19 protein-coding genes are annotated in these 18,599 nt (G+C 70.9%); 8 read left to right on the top strand and 11 right to left on the bottom strand.

The window, feature by feature from the left end; translation table 11 throughout:
* Positions 1–7: 7 nt before the first annotated feature.
* Genes ccoP through ccoN form a run of 4 tightly spaced genes read right to left on the bottom strand, consistent with a single transcriptional unit; the run spans position 8 to position 3,297 of the window.
* The gene (ccoP, locus tag HJG45_RS18430) at positions 8–877 is read right to left on the bottom strand and encodes a cytochrome-c oxidase, cbb3-type subunit III (RefSeq protein ID WP_171613689.1); all 870 of its coding nucleotides are present in this window, start codon (positions 875–877) and stop codon (positions 8–10) included.
* A 2-nt stretch (positions 878–879) separates the two neighbouring features.
* On the bottom strand, positions 880–1,053 hold the full coding sequence (locus HJG45_RS18425; RefSeq protein WP_171613686.1) for a cbb3-type cytochrome c oxidase subunit 3: 174 nt from the start codon (positions 1,051–1,053) through the stop codon (positions 880–882).
* A gap of 10 nt (positions 1,054–1,063) precedes the next feature.
* Entirely contained in the window at positions 1,064–1,798 is a 735-nt protein-coding gene (gene ccoO, locus HJG45_RS18420) for a cytochrome-c oxidase, cbb3-type subunit II (protein WP_171613684.1), read from the bottom strand.
* A gap of 14 nt (positions 1,799–1,812) precedes the next feature.
* Positions 1,813–3,297, bottom strand: coding sequence for a cytochrome-c oxidase, cbb3-type subunit I (ccoN, locus tag HJG45_RS18415; protein WP_171613682.1), 1,485 nt, complete (start codon positions 3,295–3,297; stop codon positions 1,813–1,815).
* A gap of 177 nt (positions 3,298–3,474) precedes the next feature.
* Between ccoN and HJG45_RS18410 the strand changes: the two genes are divergently transcribed.
* On the top strand, positions 3,475–4,263 hold the full coding sequence (locus HJG45_RS18410) for a DUF2189 domain-containing protein (RefSeq protein ID WP_171613680.1): 789 nt from the start codon (positions 3,475–3,477) through the stop codon (positions 4,261–4,263).
* Between the two features lie 100 nt (positions 4,264–4,363).
* Positions 4,364–6,121: a hypothetical protein gene (locus HJG45_RS18405; RefSeq protein WP_171613678.1), complete on the top strand. Its 1,758-nt coding sequence runs from the start codon at positions 4,364–4,366 to the stop codon at positions 6,119–6,121.
* A 175-nt stretch (positions 6,122–6,296) separates the two neighbouring features.
* Here the strand turns inward: HJG45_RS18405 and HJG45_RS18400 are convergent, their stop codons facing one another.
* From HJG45_RS18400 to HJG45_RS18390, 3 genes are all read right to left on the bottom strand, one after another.
* Positions 6,297–7,322, bottom strand: a complete 1,026-nt coding sequence (locus tag HJG45_RS18400) for a glycosyltransferase family 2 protein (RefSeq protein WP_171613676.1) — start codon at positions 7,320–7,322, stop codon at positions 6,297–6,299.
* A gap of 209 nt (positions 7,323–7,531) precedes the next feature.
* Positions 7,532–8,812: a hypothetical protein gene (locus HJG45_RS18395; RefSeq protein ID WP_171613674.1), complete on the bottom strand. Its 1,281-nt coding sequence runs from the start codon at positions 8,810–8,812 to the stop codon at positions 7,532–7,534.
* 112 nt (positions 8,813–8,924) lie between these two features.
* Positions 8,925–9,686, bottom strand: a complete 762-nt coding sequence (locus HJG45_RS18390; RefSeq protein WP_171613672.1) for a sulfite exporter TauE/SafE family protein — start codon at positions 9,684–9,686, stop codon at positions 8,925–8,927.
* A gap of 244 nt (positions 9,687–9,930) precedes the next feature.
* On the opposite strand from HJG45_RS18390, the gene HJG45_RS18385 reads away from it, so the two are divergent.
* The 6 genes from HJG45_RS18385 (at position 9,931) to phnX (ending at position 15,584) form a co-directional block, all read left to right on the top strand.
* Positions 9,931–10,581 carry a lectin gene (locus HJG45_RS18385; protein ID WP_171613670.1) on the top strand — a complete coding sequence of 217 codons (651 nt, stop codon included), beginning with the start codon at positions 9,931–9,933 and terminating at the stop codon, positions 10,579–10,581.
* Between the two features lie 61 nt (positions 10,582–10,642).
* Positions 10,643–11,623, top strand: coding sequence for a 4-hydroxythreonine-4-phosphate dehydrogenase PdxA (pdxA, locus tag HJG45_RS18380; RefSeq protein WP_171613668.1), 981 nt, complete (start codon positions 10,643–10,645; stop codon positions 11,621–11,623).
* A 28-nt stretch (positions 11,624–11,651) separates the two neighbouring features.
* On the top strand, positions 11,652–12,368 hold the full coding sequence (locus HJG45_RS18375) for a pyridoxine 5'-phosphate synthase (RefSeq protein WP_171613666.1): 717 nt from the start codon (positions 11,652–11,654) through the stop codon (positions 12,366–12,368).
* 61 nt (positions 12,369–12,429) lie between these two features.
* Positions 12,430–13,527, top strand: a complete 1,098-nt coding sequence (locus tag HJG45_RS18370; protein WP_171613664.1) for an LLM class flavin-dependent oxidoreductase — start codon at positions 12,430–12,432, stop codon at positions 13,525–13,527.
* Positions 13,528–13,632: 105 nt separating this feature from the next.
* The gene (locus tag HJG45_RS18365) at positions 13,633–14,748 is read left to right on the top strand and encodes a TIGR03364 family FAD-dependent oxidoreductase (RefSeq protein ID WP_171613662.1); all 1,116 of its coding nucleotides are present in this window, start codon (positions 13,633–13,635) and stop codon (positions 14,746–14,748) included.
* Entirely contained in the window at positions 14,745–15,584 is an 840-nt protein-coding gene (gene phnX, locus HJG45_RS18360) for a phosphonoacetaldehyde hydrolase (RefSeq protein ID WP_171613660.1), read from the top strand. Before HJG45_RS18365 ends, phnX begins: the two co-directional genes overlap by 4 nt.
* On the opposite strand, the gene HJG45_RS18355 is transcribed toward phnX, so the two are convergent.
* From HJG45_RS18355 to ilvN, 4 genes are all read right to left on the bottom strand, one after another.
* A complete protein-coding gene (locus HJG45_RS18355; RefSeq protein ID WP_171613658.1) occupies positions 15,568–15,891 on the bottom strand; it encodes a cupin domain-containing protein in 324 nt (107 codons plus the stop codon). The genes phnX and HJG45_RS18355 overlap by 17 nt on opposite strands.
* 14 nt (positions 15,892–15,905) lie before the next feature.
* Positions 15,906–16,835 (bottom strand): allantoinase PuuE, encoded by a 930-nt coding sequence (gene puuE / locus HJG45_RS18350; protein ID WP_171613656.1) that lies wholly within the window; start codon positions 16,833–16,835, stop codon positions 15,906–15,908.
* Positions 16,836–17,016: 181 nt separating this feature from the next.
* Positions 17,017–18,060: a ketol-acid reductoisomerase gene (gene ilvC / locus HJG45_RS18345; RefSeq protein ID WP_368040632.1), complete on the bottom strand. Its 1,044-nt coding sequence runs from the start codon at positions 18,058–18,060 to the stop codon at positions 17,017–17,019.
* A gap of 7 nt (positions 18,061–18,067) precedes the next feature.
* Positions 18,068–18,592: an acetolactate synthase small subunit gene (ilvN, locus tag HJG45_RS18340; protein WP_171613652.1), complete on the bottom strand. Its 525-nt coding sequence runs from the start codon at positions 18,590–18,592 to the stop codon at positions 18,068–18,070.
* Between the last annotated feature and the right edge of the window lie 7 nt (positions 18,593–18,599).

Raw genomic sequence — 18,599 nt, 5'->3', positions numbered from 1 at the left:
GTCTCGCCTATTCGCCGCCGCCCAGCGCGTGGACGTAGACGGTCAGCATGTTGATGACGGCGGGGTCGAGCCGCTTGCCCCAGGCCGGCATGACGCCGGCATGGGCGTAGCCGATGCTGCGCAGCACGCTCGGCCTGTCGCCGCCATAGAGCCAGACCTGGTCGGAGAGGCGCGGCGCGCCCATCTCGCGGTTGCCCTCGCCCCTCTCGCCATGGCAGGCGACGCAGTTCTCGGCGAAGACCGTCTCGCCGCGGCCGGCCGCCGCCGCATCCGTCGCGCGGCCGCTCAGCGAGAGCACGTAGTCCGCCACGTCGTTCACCTGCCCGGCATTCAGCATCCCGTCGGCGAGGAAGCGCGGCATGGCGATGCCGCGCGCCTCGGCATCCTCGCCGTTCCGCACGCCATGCTCGATGGTGAAGCGGATGGCGTCGAAGCTGCCGCCATAGAGCCAGTCATCGTCGGCGAGGCTCGGGAAGCCACCCGGTGCGCCCTGGCCGCCCGCGCCATGACAGGCGGCGCAGTTGTTGGCGAAGGCGATGCGGCCGCCGGCGAGGGCGTAGTTGCGCAGCTCGGGATCGGCGGCGATCTGCGCCGGCGTCGCGGTGCGGAGCTTCGCCAGCATCGGCGCCTGCTTCGCCTGCTCCGCCTGGATCTCCGGCCCGAGGGCCCCGCGCGCCGTCCAGCCGGTGAGGCCGCGCAGCCCGCTGACGGGAATGGCCGGGTAGAGGATCACCCACACCACCGCGAAGGCGATGGTGACGTAGAAGAGGGTGAGCCACCACCGCGGCAGCGGCGTGTTCAGCTCCTTCAGCCCGTCCCATTCATGGCCGGTGGTCTCCCGGCCGGTGACGCTGTCCTTCTCGATCTTGGTCGGCATCGTCAGCTGTTCCCGTGGCCAGGCTCGGCCTCGTCCCGCAGCGGGATGCCGGCCAGGCGCTCGAAATGCCGCCGCTTCGACGGGCGCAGCACATAGGCGAGGATCCCGAGGAAGAGGAGGAAGAACCACACCACCCAGATGGTGGAGAGGATCGAATGCAGGGCGTCGATGCTCATGCCGTCCTCCCTATTGCTGCCGAACCTGGTCGGGCGTGACGTCGCGGAACTGCACCAGCGTGCCCAGCATCTGCAGATAGGCGACCAGCGCGTCCATCTCCGTCACCTCGCGCGGATTGCCGTCGAAGACGCCCTGGCGGGCGCGGGCGTAGCGCGCCGCGAAGCCGCTGCCATCCGCATCGGCGGAAGCCTGCGCCTCGAGGTCGGCGCGGGCATTGGCGATCATCTCCTCCGTATAGGAGGTGCCGAGCGCCCGCTGCGCCTTCAGCTTCGCCACGATCGGGCCGGTATCGAGCGGCCGGTCGAGGAAGGCATAGGGCGGCATCACGCTCTCCGGCACCACGGCGCGCGGGCTGCGCAGATGCGCCGCGTGCCAGTCGTCCGAATACTTGCCGCCGAGCCGCGCCAGGTCCGGTCCGGTGCGCTTCGAGCCCCATTGGAAGGGATGGTCGTACATGCTCTCGGCGGCGAGGCTGTAGGGGCCGTAGCGCTCGGCCTCGTCGCGGAAGGGCCGCACCATCTGGCTGTGGCAGACATAGCAGCCCTCGCGCACGTAGATGTCGCGGCCGGCGAGCTCGAGCGGCGTGTAGGGGCGGACGCCCTCCACCCGCTCGATCGTCGTCTCGATGGTGAAGAGCGGCACGATCTGCACCAGCCCGCCGATCGAGACGGTGATGAGCGTCAGCACGCCCATCAGGATCAGGTTGCGCTCGATGACGCCGTGGTCGCGGAGGAAGCGGAACATGGATCGGCTCTCCTTCACTCGGCGGCCACGGGCGCGAAGGCCGGCCGCGGCGCGGCCTCGGCCAGCGCCTCCGAGCGCACTGTCATCCACAGGTTCCAGGCCATGATCAGCGCGCCGGAGAGATAGAGCAGGCCGCCCAGCATGCGGATCGCGTAGTAGGGATGCATCGCCGCGACCGTCTCGACGAAGCTGTATTGCAGGAAGCCGAGCTCGTCATAGGCGCGCCACATCAGCCCCTGCATGATGCCGCTGACCCACATGGAGGTGATGTAGAGGACGATGCCAAGGGTCGCGAGCCAGAAATGCCAGGCGACGAGCCGCTCGCTGTACAGCCCAGCCTTCTTCCACAGCTTGGGGAACAGGTAGTACATGGCGCCGAAGGTGATGAAGCCGTTCCAGCCGAGCGCGCCGGAATGCACGTGGCCGATGGTCCAGTCGGTGTAGTGCGACAGGCTGTTCACCGCCTTGATCGACATCACCGGCCCCTCGAAGGTCGCCATGGCGTAGAAGCCGACGGCGGTGACCGAGAAGCGCAGCGCCGGGTTGGTGCGCAGCTTGTCCCAGGCGCCCGAGAGGGTCATCAGCCCGTTGATCATGCCGCCCCAGGAGGGCATCCAGAGCATGATCGAGAAGACCATGCCGAGGGTCTGCGTCCAGTCCGGCAGCGCCGTGTAGTGCAGGTGGTGCGGGCCGGCCCAGATGTAGAGGAAGATCAGCGACCAGAAATGGATGATCGACAGCCGGTAGGAATAGACCGGCCGGTCCGCCTGCTTCGGGATGAAGTAGTACATCATGCCGAGGAAGCCGGCGGTCAGGAAGAAGCCCACCGCGTTGTGGCCGTACCACCACTGGATCATCGCATCCTGCACGCCGGTCCAGACGACGTAGGACTGGCCCGTGCCGCCGCCGACCGGCAGCGCCAGGTTGTTGACGACGTGCAGCATGGCGATGGTGATGATGAAGGCGAGGTAGAACCAGTTCGCCACGTAGATATGCGGCTCCTGCCGGCGCAGGATGGTGCCGCCGAAGGCCACCAGATACGCGACCCAGACCACCGTCAGCCAGAGGTCCACATACCACTCCGGCTCGGCATATTCCTTCGACTGGGTGACGCCGAGCACATAGCCGAGCGCGGCGGCGACGATGAAGAACTGGTAGCCCCAGAACAGGAACCAGCCCATGTCCTCGCCGCCGAACAGCCGCGCCCGGCAGGTCCGCTGCACGACGTAGAGCGAGGTGCAGATCAGCGCGTTGCCGCCGAAGGCGAAGATGACCGCCGAGGTATGCACCGGGCGCAGCCGGCCGAAGGTGGTCCATTCGAGATCGAGGTTGAGCAGCGGCCAGGCGAGCTGGGAGGCGATGACCACCCCCATGAGGAAGCCGACCACGCCCCAGAAGATCGTGGCGATGGCAAAGGCGCGGAGCGGCGCCTCGATGATGGTGAAGTCCCGCGCCGGCGCATCGCCGGCGACGGGATCGGCATGGGCCGCGACGGCCATGAAGCGGATCTCCCCTAGAGCGGGCGGGTGGAATCGCTCCATCGGGCCGCACGCAGGGGCCACATCGCGCCTTTGCCGCATCCGGTCCTTGATGGAGATCAAGTCGCCGCCACGGGGAAGCCGGTAGGGTTGATATATCTTGCCGCTTGGCCTGGCCCCTGGCCTGGAAGGACGCCCGTGACCACCGAGACTCTGCCGCTCGCCGCTCCGCCCATCCGGCAGGTCGCGACCGACGCCCCCTGGCGCTGGCTTGCCGCCGGCTGGCAGGACCTGCTGGCCCTCCCCTCGCTCAGCCTTGCCTATGGCGGTGCCGTCTGCCTCGCCGGCTGGCTGCTCTCGTTGCTGCTCTTCGAGACGGGGACGCTCTGGGCCATCCTGCCGGCCAGCGCCGGCTTCTTCCTGGTCGGGCCGCTGCTCGCCGCCGGGCTGTACGAGGCGAGCCGGCTGCGCGAGGCGGGGCGGCGGCCAGGCCGCGCCGACATCCTGGCGCCCTTCCGCCGCAACGGCTCGCAGCTCGGCCTGCTCGGCCTGGTGCTGCTGCTGATCCACCTGTTCTGGGTGCGCGTCGCCGGCCTGCTCTTCATGCTGTTCTTCGGCCAGCACGGCGTGCCGGCGATGCAGGCCCTGCCGCTCGGCCTGCTGCGCTCGGAGCAGCTCCTGCCCTTCCTCGTCATCGGCACCGGCTTCGGCTGCATCCTCGCCGCGGCAAGTTTCGCGGCGGCGGCAGTCTCCGTGCCGATGCTGGTGGACCGCGAGATCTCGGCGCTGGAGGCGGTCGCGCTCAGCCTCCGGGCAGTGCTGGCGAACTGGCGGGCGATGCTGCTCTGGGCCGCGCTGATCGTGGTCTTCACCGGCCTCGCCCTGGTGCCGTTCTATCTCGGCCTGGTGCTGGTCTTCCCGCTGATCGGCCATGCCAGCTGGCACGCCTATCGCGACGTGGCGTCGAGGCCCGGCATCACCGCCTGAGCGCCATGGCATTCCCTGGCCCGGGATGCGGCCTGCCACGGATCGGTGTATGGCACAGCCCGAGACGGTGGTCGGGACGGCTCCCGCAAGGACGAGGATGATGCACGCGCTGGGAGATCCCTTCGGCACCCTTCAACGCGTTTACGCGAATGTCTTCGGCCCTCGCGACGGCTGGCTCGAGCACGCCTCCGATGCGAGCCGCATCGCCTCCCTGGCGATCCTGCTCGGCGTCATGGGCCTGCTCGTGCTGCTGGCCTGCGAGCGCAGCCTGCGCGGGCGCGCGGTCGCCGCCTTCGCCTGCATCGCCGGGATCGTCCTCGCCTTCTGCCTGCTGCTCGGCGGGCTGGAGGACACGCAGATCCATATCCATCGCGTCGCCTCCTTCGCCGCGCAGCTGCGCGAGGGCATGCCGAGCCTGATGCTCGTCGATCCGGTCTCGGGCGAGGCGCTGCCGGTCTTCGTCTTCTACAGCCCGCTGCCCTACATCCTGCCGATCCTGCTCGACCTGGCGGGGCTGCCGGCGGTCTTCGCCTATCGTCTCGCCCTGGCGGCCTATTTCTGCCTCTTCGCCCTCGGCATCCACCGGTTGACCATGGACCGGGTCCGCGCCGCGGACGGGCAGGCGCCGCTCGAGCCGGCCTTCCTCGCCGCCGGCCTGTTCCTCGGCTGCGCCTATATCGCCGGGATCTGGGCCGTGCGCTCGGCCTTCGCCGAGATCGCGGTGCTCTGCCTGGTGCCCTGGGCGGTGCGGCTCGTGCTGCGCGAGGGTGCCGGCTGGCGCCTCGCTTTCGTCCTGGCCGCCCAGATGGCGAGCCATCCGATCGTCTTCCCGCAGGCCTTCCTCGCCACCATCCTGCTCGGCCTCTGCCTGTCGGAGAGGCCGCCGCTGGCGCTGATCCGGCGCGGCATCCTGCCCACCCTCGGCGCGCTGGCGCTCTCCTCCCCCTTCTGGGCGCCGCAGGCGCTGTGGGAGAGGGCAATCGGCGGCGCCGCGGCCACGCCCTTCCAGTTCCGCGACTCCTTCTTCTCCTGGCGCGGGATGCTCAGCCCCGTCGATCACCACAATCTCGGCCCGTGGATCTTCCTCGCCCTGCTCTGCCTCCTGGTGCAGGCGGTGCGGCACCGGCGCGCGATCGGCTGGCGCGGGGTGCTGCTGGCCATCGCCTTCCTCGTCTCCGTGGCGATGCAGCTCGAGATCCTGCGCCCGCTGACGATGCGCCTGCCCTTCCTCGAGCGTGGGCAGTTCATCTGGCGGATGATGTCGCTCGCGGCGCTGCTCGGCTTCGGGGTGCTGCTGCTCGGCGCGCGCGACGCGCCACGCTGGCCCTTTCGGCTTCTTTGCTGCGCGACGGCGGCGAATCTCGTGGTGATGGTCGCCGTGCTCGGCGGCCACAAGATGGCGCTCGTTCTGGCCTTCGCGCCGGACAGCGCCTATCGCACCGAATATCCGAAATACAACACCCCGGCCTACCACCTGGGCTTCGGCTTCTCCGAATTCTATCCGAACTACGCCTCGCTGCCCGAGGCCTGCCGGCCCGAGGGCGAGGCAGCGGCGCAGCCTGTCGGCTATGCCGCGGCGCGCGGCGGCGTCGCGACCGGGCAGCCTTTCCTCGCCATGCCGCGCGGACCGCTGCGCTTCGTCCAGTACCGCTTCGACGGCAAACCGGTGCTGCCGGCCGGGCATTGCGGCGAGGCGCTCGTCTTCGGCCCCTTCGACCAGGCCGGGCGGTTCGAGATCGATGAGGGGTGGATCACCACCTTGTTCTGGATCCGCCTGCTGGTCGGCTTCGGCATCACCGCCGGCGCCGCCCTGGCCCTCGGCGCGAGGCCGCGACCGTCGCGGCAGGCGCTTGGTTGAAGGCGATACGGCCGGACCAGATCCCTGGCCGGTCCGTTGGCATTACAGCGCCTAGCGTAACCGGCGTGCCCCATTGCCCTATCGCGGCTTCGCCGCGGCGGGCTGTGACGGATCTTGGGCGAACGGGCCTCCCTGGGCCCTCTGCAAAGCCGCGGCGCGGTTGTGTGGAGATAAATTACAGCAGCGCGTCCGGCAGTTCCGCCTGGGCGCTCGGCGCATGCTCGCTGACGACGTAGAGCGGCCGCTGCTTGGTCTCGTTAAAGATGCGGCCGAGATACTCGCCGATGACGCCGAGCGTCATGAGCTGCACGCTGCCGAGAAGCAGCACCACCGTCATCAGGCTCGGATAGCCCGGCACCGGGTCGCCATAGAGCAGGGCCATGAGCACCACCCGCACGCCATAGATCAGGGCGACGAGCGCCGTGCCGAGGCCGAGCCAGGTGGCGATGCGCAGCGGCACGGTGGTGAAGGAGGTGATGCCCTCGATGGAGAGATCGAGCAGCCGGGCGTAATTCCACTTGGTCCGGCCGGCCGCCCGCGCCGCGCGGTCGTAGGGCACGGCGAGCGAGGGGAAGCCGACCCAGGCGAAGAGCCCTTTCATGAAGCGGTGCCGCTCCCGCAGCCGCAGCAGCGCGTCGACGGCGCGGCGGCTCATCAGCCGGAAATCGCCGACATCGGCCGGCAGCTGCACGGGGCCGCCGATCCGGGCCATGACGCGGTAGAAGGCGTGCGCGGTGGCCTTCTTCAGCCAGCCTTCGCCCGCCCGGGACCGGCGCTGGGCATAGACGACGTCGAAGCCGCGCTGCCATCCGGCGAGGAGATCCGGGATCACCTCCGGCGGGTCCTGCAGGTCGATATCGATGACGATGACCGCCTCGGTGGCCTGCGCATGGTCCAGCCCGGCCGTCATCGCGGCCTCCTTGCCGAAATTGCGGGACAGGCGGACCACGGCGGCATTCGGGGCGCGCTGCTGCAGCGCGCGGAGAGCTGCGGCGCTGCCGTCGCGCGAACCGTCATCGACATAGACCACTTCCCAGGTCCAGCCGGCCGCATCCATCACCGCGGCAAGCCGGTGGTGGAAAACCTCGATCACCTCCTCCTCGTTGTAGAGCGGGACAACGACCGAGAGGGAGGGTGGCGTGTCGGAGGCAAATCTTTGGAGCGATGGTTGAATTTCGTCTGTGCGAAGCGACAGATCCATCGCTAGTTCCCCGTGACCCCAGGACCTCAGACAGCAAGGCTGCCGGCCTTCCTTGTAATCCGGTTAGTCCATTGTCAATATTGAACAGGCAACATGCTTGTTTCCCTGTCGGTTATGCTGAAGAATCACATTACCTATTCTTAAACTTATTTCATTCCGAAATTTCGATGAATTAGTGCGCCGGTGCTCCATTGCGCTGCTGACGCCTGCTACAGCAGCCAGGGCGAATCACCGGTCGCGACCACGGGCGAGGCGCCGCCGGCGAAGCCGCCTCCGGCCCGCCAGCCGGCATCCTCCCCGAGGCCATCGGCGACCCAGACGCCGCCCACCGGCTGATGCGCCAGGGACTCGCTGCCGAGGGCGAGATCGACGACGAGCTGGGCGCGGTTTTCCCCGGCCCCGAGACGTGCCAGCTCCTCGCTGAGTTCCGCCGTCGCCGGCGCGCGGCCGAGGGCATTCTGATAGAGGGTGGACAGGGCCGCCGCATCCCCGGTCGGCAGGGTCGCGAACCCCGCCAGCCCAGCCACGATCTCCACCCAGGGCTGCCCTGCCTCCGCCTGCGCCACCAGTCTCGCCAGCAACGCCGCATCGGCGGCATGGCCGGTAACCGCCTGCACGAGGGCGGCCGCCTGCACACCGTGCGAGGCCGTGCCGATATCCTGGAAGCCGTCGACGAACCGCACCCGGCTCACCTCGGGCAGGCGGACCTCGGTGCCGGTCTCCAAGGTGAGGTGCGGCTCATGGGCCACCGGCTGCTCCAGCGCGATGACCACCCGGCTCTCCCGCAGGGCGACCACCGTTTCCGCCGTGGCATGGGCGAAGCCGGCGCGCACCTCGCCCGATTGCAGCTCGGTGCCCTGCGCCGCCGGATCGGTCACCCGGATCTCGAGTATGAAGGCGGCGGATTGATGCCCGTCCGAGACCTCGATGATGAGCGGCCGCCTGGGCATGTCGTCGAGGCCGAGGCTGATGCCGGATTTCAGCCGCAGCTCGTTGCCGACCACCTCGAAGCGCCAAGCCTCGTCCTCGGGGAAGGAGAAGTGGAAGGGCCCGGCGCTGTCGGGATCGGTGACCGCCAGGGTGCCGATCGTGGCGCCGATGGCCCCGACCGTCACCCGGCCGCCGCTGACAAAGGCGAGCGCGGTCGGTGCCGCGTCATCGGCATCGAGGACGGCGACGCTGCGCCATGTCGGGTCGTCGAAGACCGATCCGTCGGCATAGGTGAAGCGCAGGCCGAGGCTGAGGACCGGGTCGCGCCCGGCGGCGAGCAGCGCTTCGAAATCCACCGCTGCGGCCGGCGCGATCGCCACGGCATCGAAGCCCGGCAGCAGGTTGGCGCTGAAGGCGAGCGCATCCGGCCCGGTAACCTCGACCGCCACCAGTCCCTGGAGGTCGCCGGCGAGCGAGAGGGTGGCCGCCCAGTCCAGCGGACCGCTACCCTCGACCAGGCTTGCCGGCAGGGTGCCCGAGACGAGCAGCGAACGTGCCATAGAATGATCTCTCCATGAGACGATCCCACGAAACGAGACATTCTATTAAATTCCGGTTAATCGAGAGACAGCGTCCCAGGGCAGGGGATGGTCGGGACGGCCTGACCGCGCCTTAGGCGAGGGCGCGTGCGGCCATCGCCAGCAGCACCAAGCCATTGAGCGCGAACAGCGCGCCGCCGAGGCGTCGCAGGCCGGCGCCCCATCGCCGGCCGAAGAACTGGCCGAGCAGCGCCACGCCGGCAAGCGCCGGCACGGTGCCGAGCACGAAGCCGAGCATCGCCAGGGCACCGCCGAGGGCGCTGCCGGCCGCCGCCGCCGCCGCCAGCGCCCCATAGAGCATCCCGCAGGGCAGGGCCGAGAGCAGCAGGCCGAGCAGCACGCCCCGCCAGCCCTGCGGCGCCGCCAGCAGCCAGCCGATCGGGCGCTGCCAGGATGACGCCAAGCCCGGCACGCTCCAACCCGGCCCGCTCCAGCCCGGCCGCGGCAGGGCCAGCCGCGGCAGGGCCAGCCCCAGCCGTGGCAGGGCCTGGGCCAGCATCAGCAGCGCCGCCAGGGCCAGCGGCAGGGCGAGGAGCCAGCGCATCCCGCTCGCCAGCGTCGCCAGCCCGGCCGCGCCGCCCGCCAGCGCGCCGAGCGCGCCGTAGCCGAGCATCCGTCCCGCCTGGTAAGGCAGCAGCGCCGCCCCGGCGAGCCGCCGCAGCCGGCCGCCCCCGGCGCCATGACCGGTCGCCGCCTGCGCCAGCACGAAGGGCGCACACATGGTCGCGCAATGTGTCAGCCCGCCCGCGAGGCCGGCGAGGAACAGCGCCGCGACCAGCGCCGGCACGCCGCCGGGCCCGAGCGCGGTCAGGTCGTGCAAGCAATCGGCAAGCATCGGGCCTCCTCGGCGGATCGGTGGCCAAGCCTGCTTAGCCCGGGCCGGCCGGCGGCGGATTGCGCCGGCGCAAATCCCTGGCCGGCCGGGACCCGATCCGCGCCAGAGCATTTTCCGTTCACCCGCGTTCACGGCAAACGCTCTATCCTGTTGTTTTCAGAGCATCTTCTCCCGTTCGAATGTTTCCACTCGAACAGGATCTGCTCTAGGCTCCGTGGACAAGAACCACCATCGGAGGAACCGCATGACCCGCCTGACGCTCGCCGCCGCGGCGCTTGCCCTCGCCATGCCGGCCGCTCCGGCTCTGGCGCAGCAGCCGAGCCCGCAGATGAGCTTCTTCATCACCAGCGCCAATCCCGGCAAGGGCGGCGACCTTGGCGGCCTGGCCGGCGCGGATGCGCATTGCCAGGCCCTCGCCCAGGCCGCCGGCGCCGGCAACCATCGCTGGCACGCCTATCTCAGCACCCAGGGCGATGGGGCGGTGAATGCCCGCGACCGCATCGGCCGCGGCCCCTGGCGCAATGCCAAGGGCGAGGTGGTGGCGGACAGCCTGCAGGAATTGCACGACGGGGCGCCGAAGCTGACCAAGCAGACCGCCCTGACCGAGCGCGGCGCGGTGGTGAACGGCCGCGGCGACACGCCCAACATGCACGACATCCTCACCGGCTCGCAGCCCGACGGCGCCGCCTTCGCCGCCGGCGAGGACCGCACCTGCCGCAACTGGACCAGCGGCGATGCCGGCTCGGCCATGCTCGGCCATAGCGACCGCATCGGGCTGAACGACTCGCCGCCGATGAAATCCTGGAATTCCTCGCATCCCTCGCGCGGCTGCAACATGGAGGCGCTGAAGGCGACCGGCGGCGCCGGGCTGCTCTACTGCTTCGCGGCCAACTGACGACCGCCCTGGCAACGCCGGCGCCGTTGGCCTTCGGCGCCAGCGGGCCTACATCCCGGGGATGCGCCAGCTTCCCCTCGCAGTCACCATGGGCGAGCCCGCCGGCATCGGCGGCGAGATCGCCGTCGCCGCCTGGCAGGCCCTGCGCGAAAGCGGGCCTGCCTTCTTCCTCATCGACGACGCGACGCGGCTGCGGGGCGCGCCGATCCATCGCATCCAGGCGCCCGAGCAGGCCCTGGCCGCCTTCCAGGCGGCGCTGCCCGTCCTGCACCGGCCCCTGCCCCGGCCGGCGGTGCCCGGCCGGATCGATCCCGCCAATGCGCCCGCCGTGATCGCCGCCATCGACGAGGCGGTGGCGCTGGCCAGGGCCGGCCGGGCGGGCGGCATCGTCACCAACCCGATCCAGAAATCCGCCCTCTACGCCGCCGGCTTCGCGCATCCCGGCCATACCGAATACCTCGCCGAGATCGCCGGCACCGGCATCCCGCCCGTGATGCTGCTCGCCTGCCCGGAGCTGCGCGTCGTGCCGGTGACGATCCATGAGCCGCTGCGCCAGGCGATCGCCCGCCTCACGCCCGAGCTCATCATCGAGACGGCGCGGCTGACGGCCGCCGGGTTGCGGCAGGATTTCGGCATCGCCGCGCCGCGGCTCGCCATCGCCGGGCTCAACCCGCATGCCGGGGAGGATGGCGCGCTCGGCACCGAGGACCGCGACATCGTCGCCCCGGCCGTCGCCGCGCTGCGCGCCGAGGGCATCGATGCGCGCGGCCCCATCCCGCCCGACACCATGTTCACCGCCAAGGCGCGGCCGGGCTACGACGTGGCGCTCGGCCTTTATCACGACCAGGCGCTGATCCCGATCAAGACGCTCGATATGGCGGGCGGGGTGAATGTCACGCTCGGCCTGTCCATCGTCCGCACCAGCCCGGACCATGGCACCGCCCTCGACATCGCCGGCACCGGCCGCGCCGATCCGGGCAGCCTGATCGCCGCCATCCGCCTCGCCGCCGCGATCGCCGCCAACCGCCGCGCCGCCACCTGAGCCGCCGCCATATCCGGGACGCCAGCCGATGCGCCTTTCCGTCAACATCGACCACGTGGCCACGCTGCGCAATGCGCGCGGCGGGGGGTTCCCCTGCCCGGTCGCGGCGGCGCGGACCGCCATGGAGGCCGGCGCCGACGGCATCACCATGCATCTGCGCGAGGACCGGCGGCATATCCGCGACCGCGACCTCGAACGCGTCGCCGCCGAGGTCGAGACGCGGCTGAACCTCGAGATGGCGGCGACCGGGGAGATGGTCGGCATCGCCACGCGGCTGTGCCCGCCCGCCTGCTGCCTGGTGCCGGAGAAGCGGCAGGAGCTGACCACCGAGGGCGGGCTCGACGTGCTCGGCGCCGGGCCGGCCCTGGCCGAGGCGGTGCGGCGGCTGGCCGGCGCGGGGATCGAGGTCTCGATCTTCATCGAGCCCGATCCGCGGCAGATCGAGGCGGCGGCGCGGCTCGGCGCCCAGGCGATCGAGCTGCATACCGGCGCCTATGCCGATGCACCCGCGGCGGCGCGCGGCCCGATCCTGGCGCGGCTGCAGGCCGGCGCGGCGGCGGCGGCGGCGGCCGGGCTGCACTGCCATGCCGGGCACGGCCTCACCTATGAGACGGTGGGTGCCATCGCCCGCATGCCGCAGGTCTCCGAGGTCAGCATTGGGCATTTCCTGATCGGCCAGAGCGTCTTCGAGGGCTTGCCGGCGGTGGTGCGGCGCTTCAAGGCGTTGATCGCGGCCGAGCGGTAGCGGCTGCCGGCACGCCGCGGCATCGGGCATGATGCCGCCCGACAGGCCCGAGGGAGAAAGCATGCGCCCGCTCGAATTCGGTTGGTACCTGCCGAGCAACGGCGACACCACCTGCTACGGCGAGGGCGCCGCCACCGTGCCGCCCGGCACGCCGATGTTCGACCGCGTGGTCGCCGCCGCCGAGGCAGCGGGCTTCGAATACATGCTGGTGCCGGTCGCCGGCCCCTGCTGGGAGGCCTGGGTCACCACCGCCTTCATGGCCGGCCGCTCCTCCAGCATCCGCATGCTGGTCGCGGCGCGGCCGGGCTACATCAACCCGGTGATGCTGGCGAAGATGGTCACCACCTTCGACCAGCTCACCGGCGGCCGCATCGCGGTGAACCTCATCGCCGGTCAGTCCGAGGCGGAGAACGCCGCCGACGGCATCCGCTACGGCAAGGAGGAGCGCTACGCCCTGATGGCGGAGGAGGTCGCCATCCTGAAGGCGCTCTGGACCGCGGGCGGCCCGCTCGACTGGGAGGGACGCTTTCACACGCTCCGGGGCGCCCGAGTGCAGCCTCCCCCTTTCCAGCGGCCGCATCCGCGCTTCTATCTCGGCGGCGGCTCGCGCCAGGCCTGGGAGATCTCGGCCGCGCATGCCGATGTGCATCTCTTCTGGGGCGACCGGCCGGAGGCGATCACCGCGCAGATGGCCGAGATCCGCGCCCTGGCCCGCGCTGCCGGGCGGGAGGCGGCGCTCGGCTTCGGCATGCGGCTGCAGATCATCTGCCGCGAGACGGAGGCCGAGGCCTGGGCGGCGGCGGCGGAGCTGGTGCGCGGCGTCGATGAGGACCGCAGCGCCGCGGTGCGGGCCAATGTGGCGAATTCGGTCGCCAACCAGCGGGTGCAGGCGCTGCTGCGCGAGACGCGGGACGAGGAACGCGCGGGGCTGATCGCGCCCAATCTCTGGGCCGGGCTGGCGCGGGCGCGGCAGGGGGCGGGCGTCGCGGTGGTCGGCGATCCGGCGCAATGCGCCGCCGTGCTGCAGCGCTTCATCGATATCGGCTGCCACAGCTTCTGCCTCTCCGGCTACCTGCATGACGAGGAGGCGACGCGCTTCGGGCGCTGGGTGAAGCCGATCCTGCTGGAGCGCAATGCCGGGCGGATGCGCGCCGCGTGATACTGGCGCCGCATGCTCCGTGACGATTGGATGGCATTTGCCGGTCATCCGCTTGCCGTCCCGGCCGGCGCGGCGTAGCGCTGCCGGCGGGCAGCGGGGGCTTGCATGGACGCGCGCTACGACTGCGCCATCCTCGGCGCCGGAATTCTCGGCCTCGCGCATGCGCTGGCCGCGCATCGCGCCGGCTTCCGCACCATCGTCATCGAGCGCGAGGCGGCGGCGGTCGGCGCCTCCATCCGCAATTTCGGCTTCATCACCGTCACCGGCCAGGAGGCGGGGGAGTGCTGGCGCCGCGCCCGCCGCAGCCGCGAGGTCTGGGCCGAGGTGGCGCCGGCGGCGGGCATCCCCATCCTGCAGCGCGGCCTGCTCTTCGCCGCCCTCCGGACGGAGGCGCTGGCCTGCCTCGAGGAATTCGCCGCCGGCCCGATGGGCGAGGGCTGCCGGATGCTGCGCGCCGCCGAGGCTGCGCGCGGCGGCGCGCTGCGCCCCGACCTCGCCGGCGCGCTGTGGAGCCCGCATGAGCTGCGCGTGGAAAGCCGCGAGGCCATCCCGCGCCTCGCCGCCTGGCTGGAGGCGCGGGGCGTCGTCTTCCGGCGCCGCACCGCGGCGACGGGCATCGAGCCCGGACGGCTGCTGACCACCGCCGGCCCTGTCGCGGCCGACCGCATCATCCTTTGTCCCGGCCCCGACCTCCGCAGCCTCTGCCCTGAGATCTTCGCCCGCCGCGGCGTGACGCTGTGCAAGCTGCACATGCTGCGCGTCGCCGCGCCGGGTTTCGCGCTGCCGGCGCCGGTGATGAGCGATCTCGGCCTGCTGCGCTATCTCGGCTACCGCGACTGCCCCTCCCTGCCCCGCCTCGCGGCGCGGCTGCGCGCCGAGCAGGGCGCCGAGCTTGGCCATGGCATCCACCTGATCGCGGTGCAGGGCGCGGATGGCTCGCTGGTGGTCGGCGACAGCCATCACTACGCGGACAGCCACGATCCCTTCCAGCCGCGCGCGGTGGACGACCTCATCCTCGGCGAGCTCTCGGCGGTGCTCGACCTCCCCCGGCCGGAGGTGGTGGAGCGCTGGATCGGCCTCTACCCCTCCGGCCCCGACACCGCCTTCTTCGAGAGCCCGATGCCGGGCGTCATGCTCGTCTCCGTCACCAGCGGCACCGGCGCGAGCACCGCCTTCGGCTTGGCCGAGGAGGTCTTCACCGGTTGGGAGTCCATGGCATGAACGACGATTGGCGCCGCCCCTATCGGGGCCCGGTGAAGGCGGTGGTGCTGGACTGGGCCGGCACCGTGCTCGACCATGGCAGCCAGGCGCCGATGGGCGCCTTCGTCCGCGCCTTCGCCAAGTTCGGCATCGAGATCTCCATCACCGATGCGCGCGGCCCGATGGGCATGGCCAAGGCCGACCATATCCGCGCCGTCGGCCGCGCGGTGAACGCCGCCTGGCGCGCCCGGCATGGCCGCGACTTCGGCGAGGCGGATGTGCAGACGATCTTCGAGGTGTTCGAGCCGATGAACATCGCCGCGGTGCGCGACCATGCGGCGCTGATCCCCGGCGTGGCGTCAGCCCTCGCGGCGCTCGCCGCGCGCGGCATCCGCATCGGCTCGACCACCGGCTATACGAGGCCGATCATGGCCGAGCTGGCGCCGCTCGCCGCGGCGCAGGGCTTCGTGCCGGAGGTGACGGTCTGCGCCGGCGACCTCGCCGCCGGCCGGCCGGCGCCCTTGCAGATGTGGCTGGCCATGGCGCAACTCGGCGTCTGGCCTGCCGCCGCGGTGGTGAAGGTGGACGACACCCCGCCCGGCATCGGCGAGGGCCGCGCCGCCGGCTGCTGGACGGTGGGCGTGGCGCTGACGGGCAACATCGCCGGGCTCTCGGCCGGGGCGCTGGCGGCCCTGCCGGAGGCGGAGCGGGCGGCGCTGCGGGCGGGCGCGACGGAGGAATTGCAGGCGGCCGGGGCGCATTGCGTCATCGACAGCGCCGCCGAGCTGCCGCGGGCCATCGAGGCAATCGAGGCGCGGCTGGCGGAGGGCGAGACGCCGCTCAGCCCACCGGCATGAAGTCGTAGCTGCCGACGCCCTGCAGGATGGCGAAGCGGCAGCGGCCGCCCTCCTTGCCGGTCACGCGATGTGCCATGCGCGCCGGCACCGCATGCATCTGGCCGGGCTGCAGCTCGATCCTCGCCGTCGGGGCGCGGGTCTCGATCACCATTGGCCCGTCCATGCACCAGAAGGTGTCTGTCACCTCGCTGTGCCAGTGCCAGGGCACCTCCTGCCCGGCGGCGAGGGTGAGGATCTGCATGCGCAGCCCCGGCGCCTCGGCGATGAGCTCGCGCCGTTCCAGCGGATAGGTTCCGGCCTTCGCCATCCCTCTTGCCTCCCTCATGGCCCAGGTGGATGCAGCCTCTGCCAGTGGCGCGCGATATCGGCGCGGCGGCAGACCCAGACATCCGGGTGGCGCGCCACATGGTCGAGGAAGCGTTCCAGCGCCGCGGCGCGGGCCGGGCGGCCGGTGATGCGGCAATGCAGCCCGACCGACATCATCTTCGGCGTCCGCGCGCCCTCGCGGCGGAGGAAGTCGAAGGCATCGGTCAGGTGCCGGGTGAAGCCGTCATTCGCGGTGAAGCCGGGCGGCACCGTGAATTTCATGTCGTTGTTGTCGAGGGTGTAGGGGATGACCAGCAGCGGCTTCCCCGCCGCCTGCACGTAATAGGGCAGGTCGTCGGCATAGCTGTCGCTGTCATAGAGGAAGCCGCCATGCTCGGCGACCAGGCGACGGGTGCGCAGGCTGATCCGGCCGGTATACCAGCCGACCGGCGGCTGGCCGCAGAGCCGGGCGATGGTGTCGTGGCAGCGGGCGATCTCCTCGCGTTCCACCGCCTCCGGCACGCTGCGGTAGTCGATCCAGCGCCAGCCATGCGAGGCGACCTCGTGCCCCTGCTCGGTGAAGGCGCGGGCCACGGTCGGGTTGAGCTCCAGCGCCCGGCCAACGCCGTAGATCGTCAGCGGCAGGCTGCGCTCGGCGAAGAGGCGGAGGATGCGCCAGACCCCGGCGCGGGCGCCGTAGTCGAATTGCGTCTCGGTCGAGAGGTCGCGCTCCGCCCGCGGCGTGCCGCCCAGCACCTCGTGCAGGTAGATCTCGCTGTGGGGATCGCCATTGAGGACGGTGTTCTCGCCGCCCTCCTCGTAGTTCAGCACGAAGGAGAGGGCGAGGCGGGCGCCGTCGGGCCATTGCGGGTCTGGCGGGTTGGCGCCGTAGCCAAGGAAGTCGCGGGGGTGCTCGGTCTCGGCGGCGAGGATGGGGGCGGACATGCCGCAGCCTGTCGCCCCCAACCATCCACGGTCAAGCCGGCAGCGAGGCGCCGCCGGCCAGCCGGTTCATATCAACGGCCCTCAAACGCCGGGCGCAAACCTCCGGTTTGCTTGGCTCCGCGGCACAAGCCGCGGGCCCCGTCCGGAGCCTCGGACCGGTCAGGCGACCGGTCCGCTGGCATCAGTTCTTCGCCTTGTCGACCAGGGCGTTCTGCTTGATCCAGGGCATCATCGCCCGGAGCTTCTCGCCCACCTCCTCGATCGGGTGTTCGGCCAGGCGGCGGCGGGTCGCCTTGAAGCTCGCCTGGTTCACCCGGTTCTCCAGCATCCAGTCGCGGGCGAACTTGCCGGACTGGATGGTCTCCAGCGCTTCCTTCATCGCCTTCTTGGTCTCGGCGGTGACGATCTTCGGGCCCGTCACATACTCGCCGTACTCGGCGGTGTTGGAGATCGAGTAGTTCATGTTAGCGATGCCGCCCTCGTAGATGAGGTCGACGATCAGCTTCACCTCGTGCAGGCACTCGAAATAGGCCATCTCCGGGGCATAGCCAGCCTCGACCAGCGTCTCGAAGCCGGCCTTGATGAGCTCGACCAACCCGCCGCAGAGCACGGTCTGCTCGCCGAAGAGGTCGGTCTCGCACTCCTCCTTGAAGGTGGTCTCGATGACGCCGGCGCGGCCGCCGCCGATGGCGCTGGCATAGGAGAGGGCGATCTCAAGCGCGTTGCCCGAGGGGTTCTGCGCCACCGCGACCAGGCAGGGCACGCCGCCGCCGCGCTGGTACTCGCTGCGCACGGTGTGGCCCGGGCCCTTCGGCGCGATCATGAAGACATCGAGGTCGGGGCGCGGGTCGAGCAGGTTGAAGTGGACGTTCAGCCCATGCGCGAAGGCGAGCGCCGCGCCTTCCTTCATGTTGCCGTGCAGCTGCTCGCGGTAGAGGTCGCCCTGCAGCTCGTCCGGCGTCAGCACCATGACGACATCGGCCCATTTCGCCGCCTCGGCAGGCGTCATCACCTTGAAGCCGGCCGCCTCGGCCTTCTTCCAGGAGCCGCCCTGGCGCAGGCCGATCGCCACGTCCTTCGCGCCGCTGTCGCGCAGGTTCATCGCATGCGCGTGCCCCTGGCTGCCGAAGCCGATGATGGCGACCTTCTTCGCCTTGATCAGGTTCACATCCGCGTCGCGGTCGTAGTACACGCGCATGGCTGCGCTTCTCCTCTCTCTCTGGATTCTTCGGTCAGGCCAGCAAACCACCGGCGCCGCGGGCGATGCCCACCACGCCGGTCCGGGAAATCTCCTTCAGCCCGATCGGCCGCATCAGCGCGATGAAGGCGTCGAGCTTGTCGCCCGCGCCCGTCATCTCGAAGACCAGGCTCTCCGTCGTCGCATCCACGACGCGGGCGCGGAAGGCGTCGGCGAGGCGGAGCGCCTCCGAGCGGTGCTCGCCCTTCCCCACCACCTTGATCAGCATCATCTCGCGCGCGAGATGCGGCCCCTCCAGCGTCAGGTCGGCCACCTTGTGCACCGGCACCAGCCGGTCGAGCTGCGCCTTGATCTGCTCGATCACCATGTCGGTGCCGGAGGTGACGATGGTGATGCGCGACAGCCGGCGCCCCTCATCGACCGGCGCCACGGTCAGGCTCTCGATGTTGTAGCCGCGGCCGGAGAACAGGCCGACGACGCGCGCCAGGATGCCGGCCTCGTTCTCGACGAGCACGGCGATGGTCGCGTTGCGGAAGGTGGTGTCGCTGGGATCGGGCATCGGGGCA

This window comes from Roseicella sp. DB1501 (assembly GCF_013112485.1).
In the GTDB taxonomy this organism is placed as follows: domain Bacteria; phylum Pseudomonadota; class Alphaproteobacteria; order Acetobacterales; family Acetobacteraceae; genus Paracraurococcus.
This window is presented reverse-complemented; position numbering and strand designations above follow the sequence as displayed.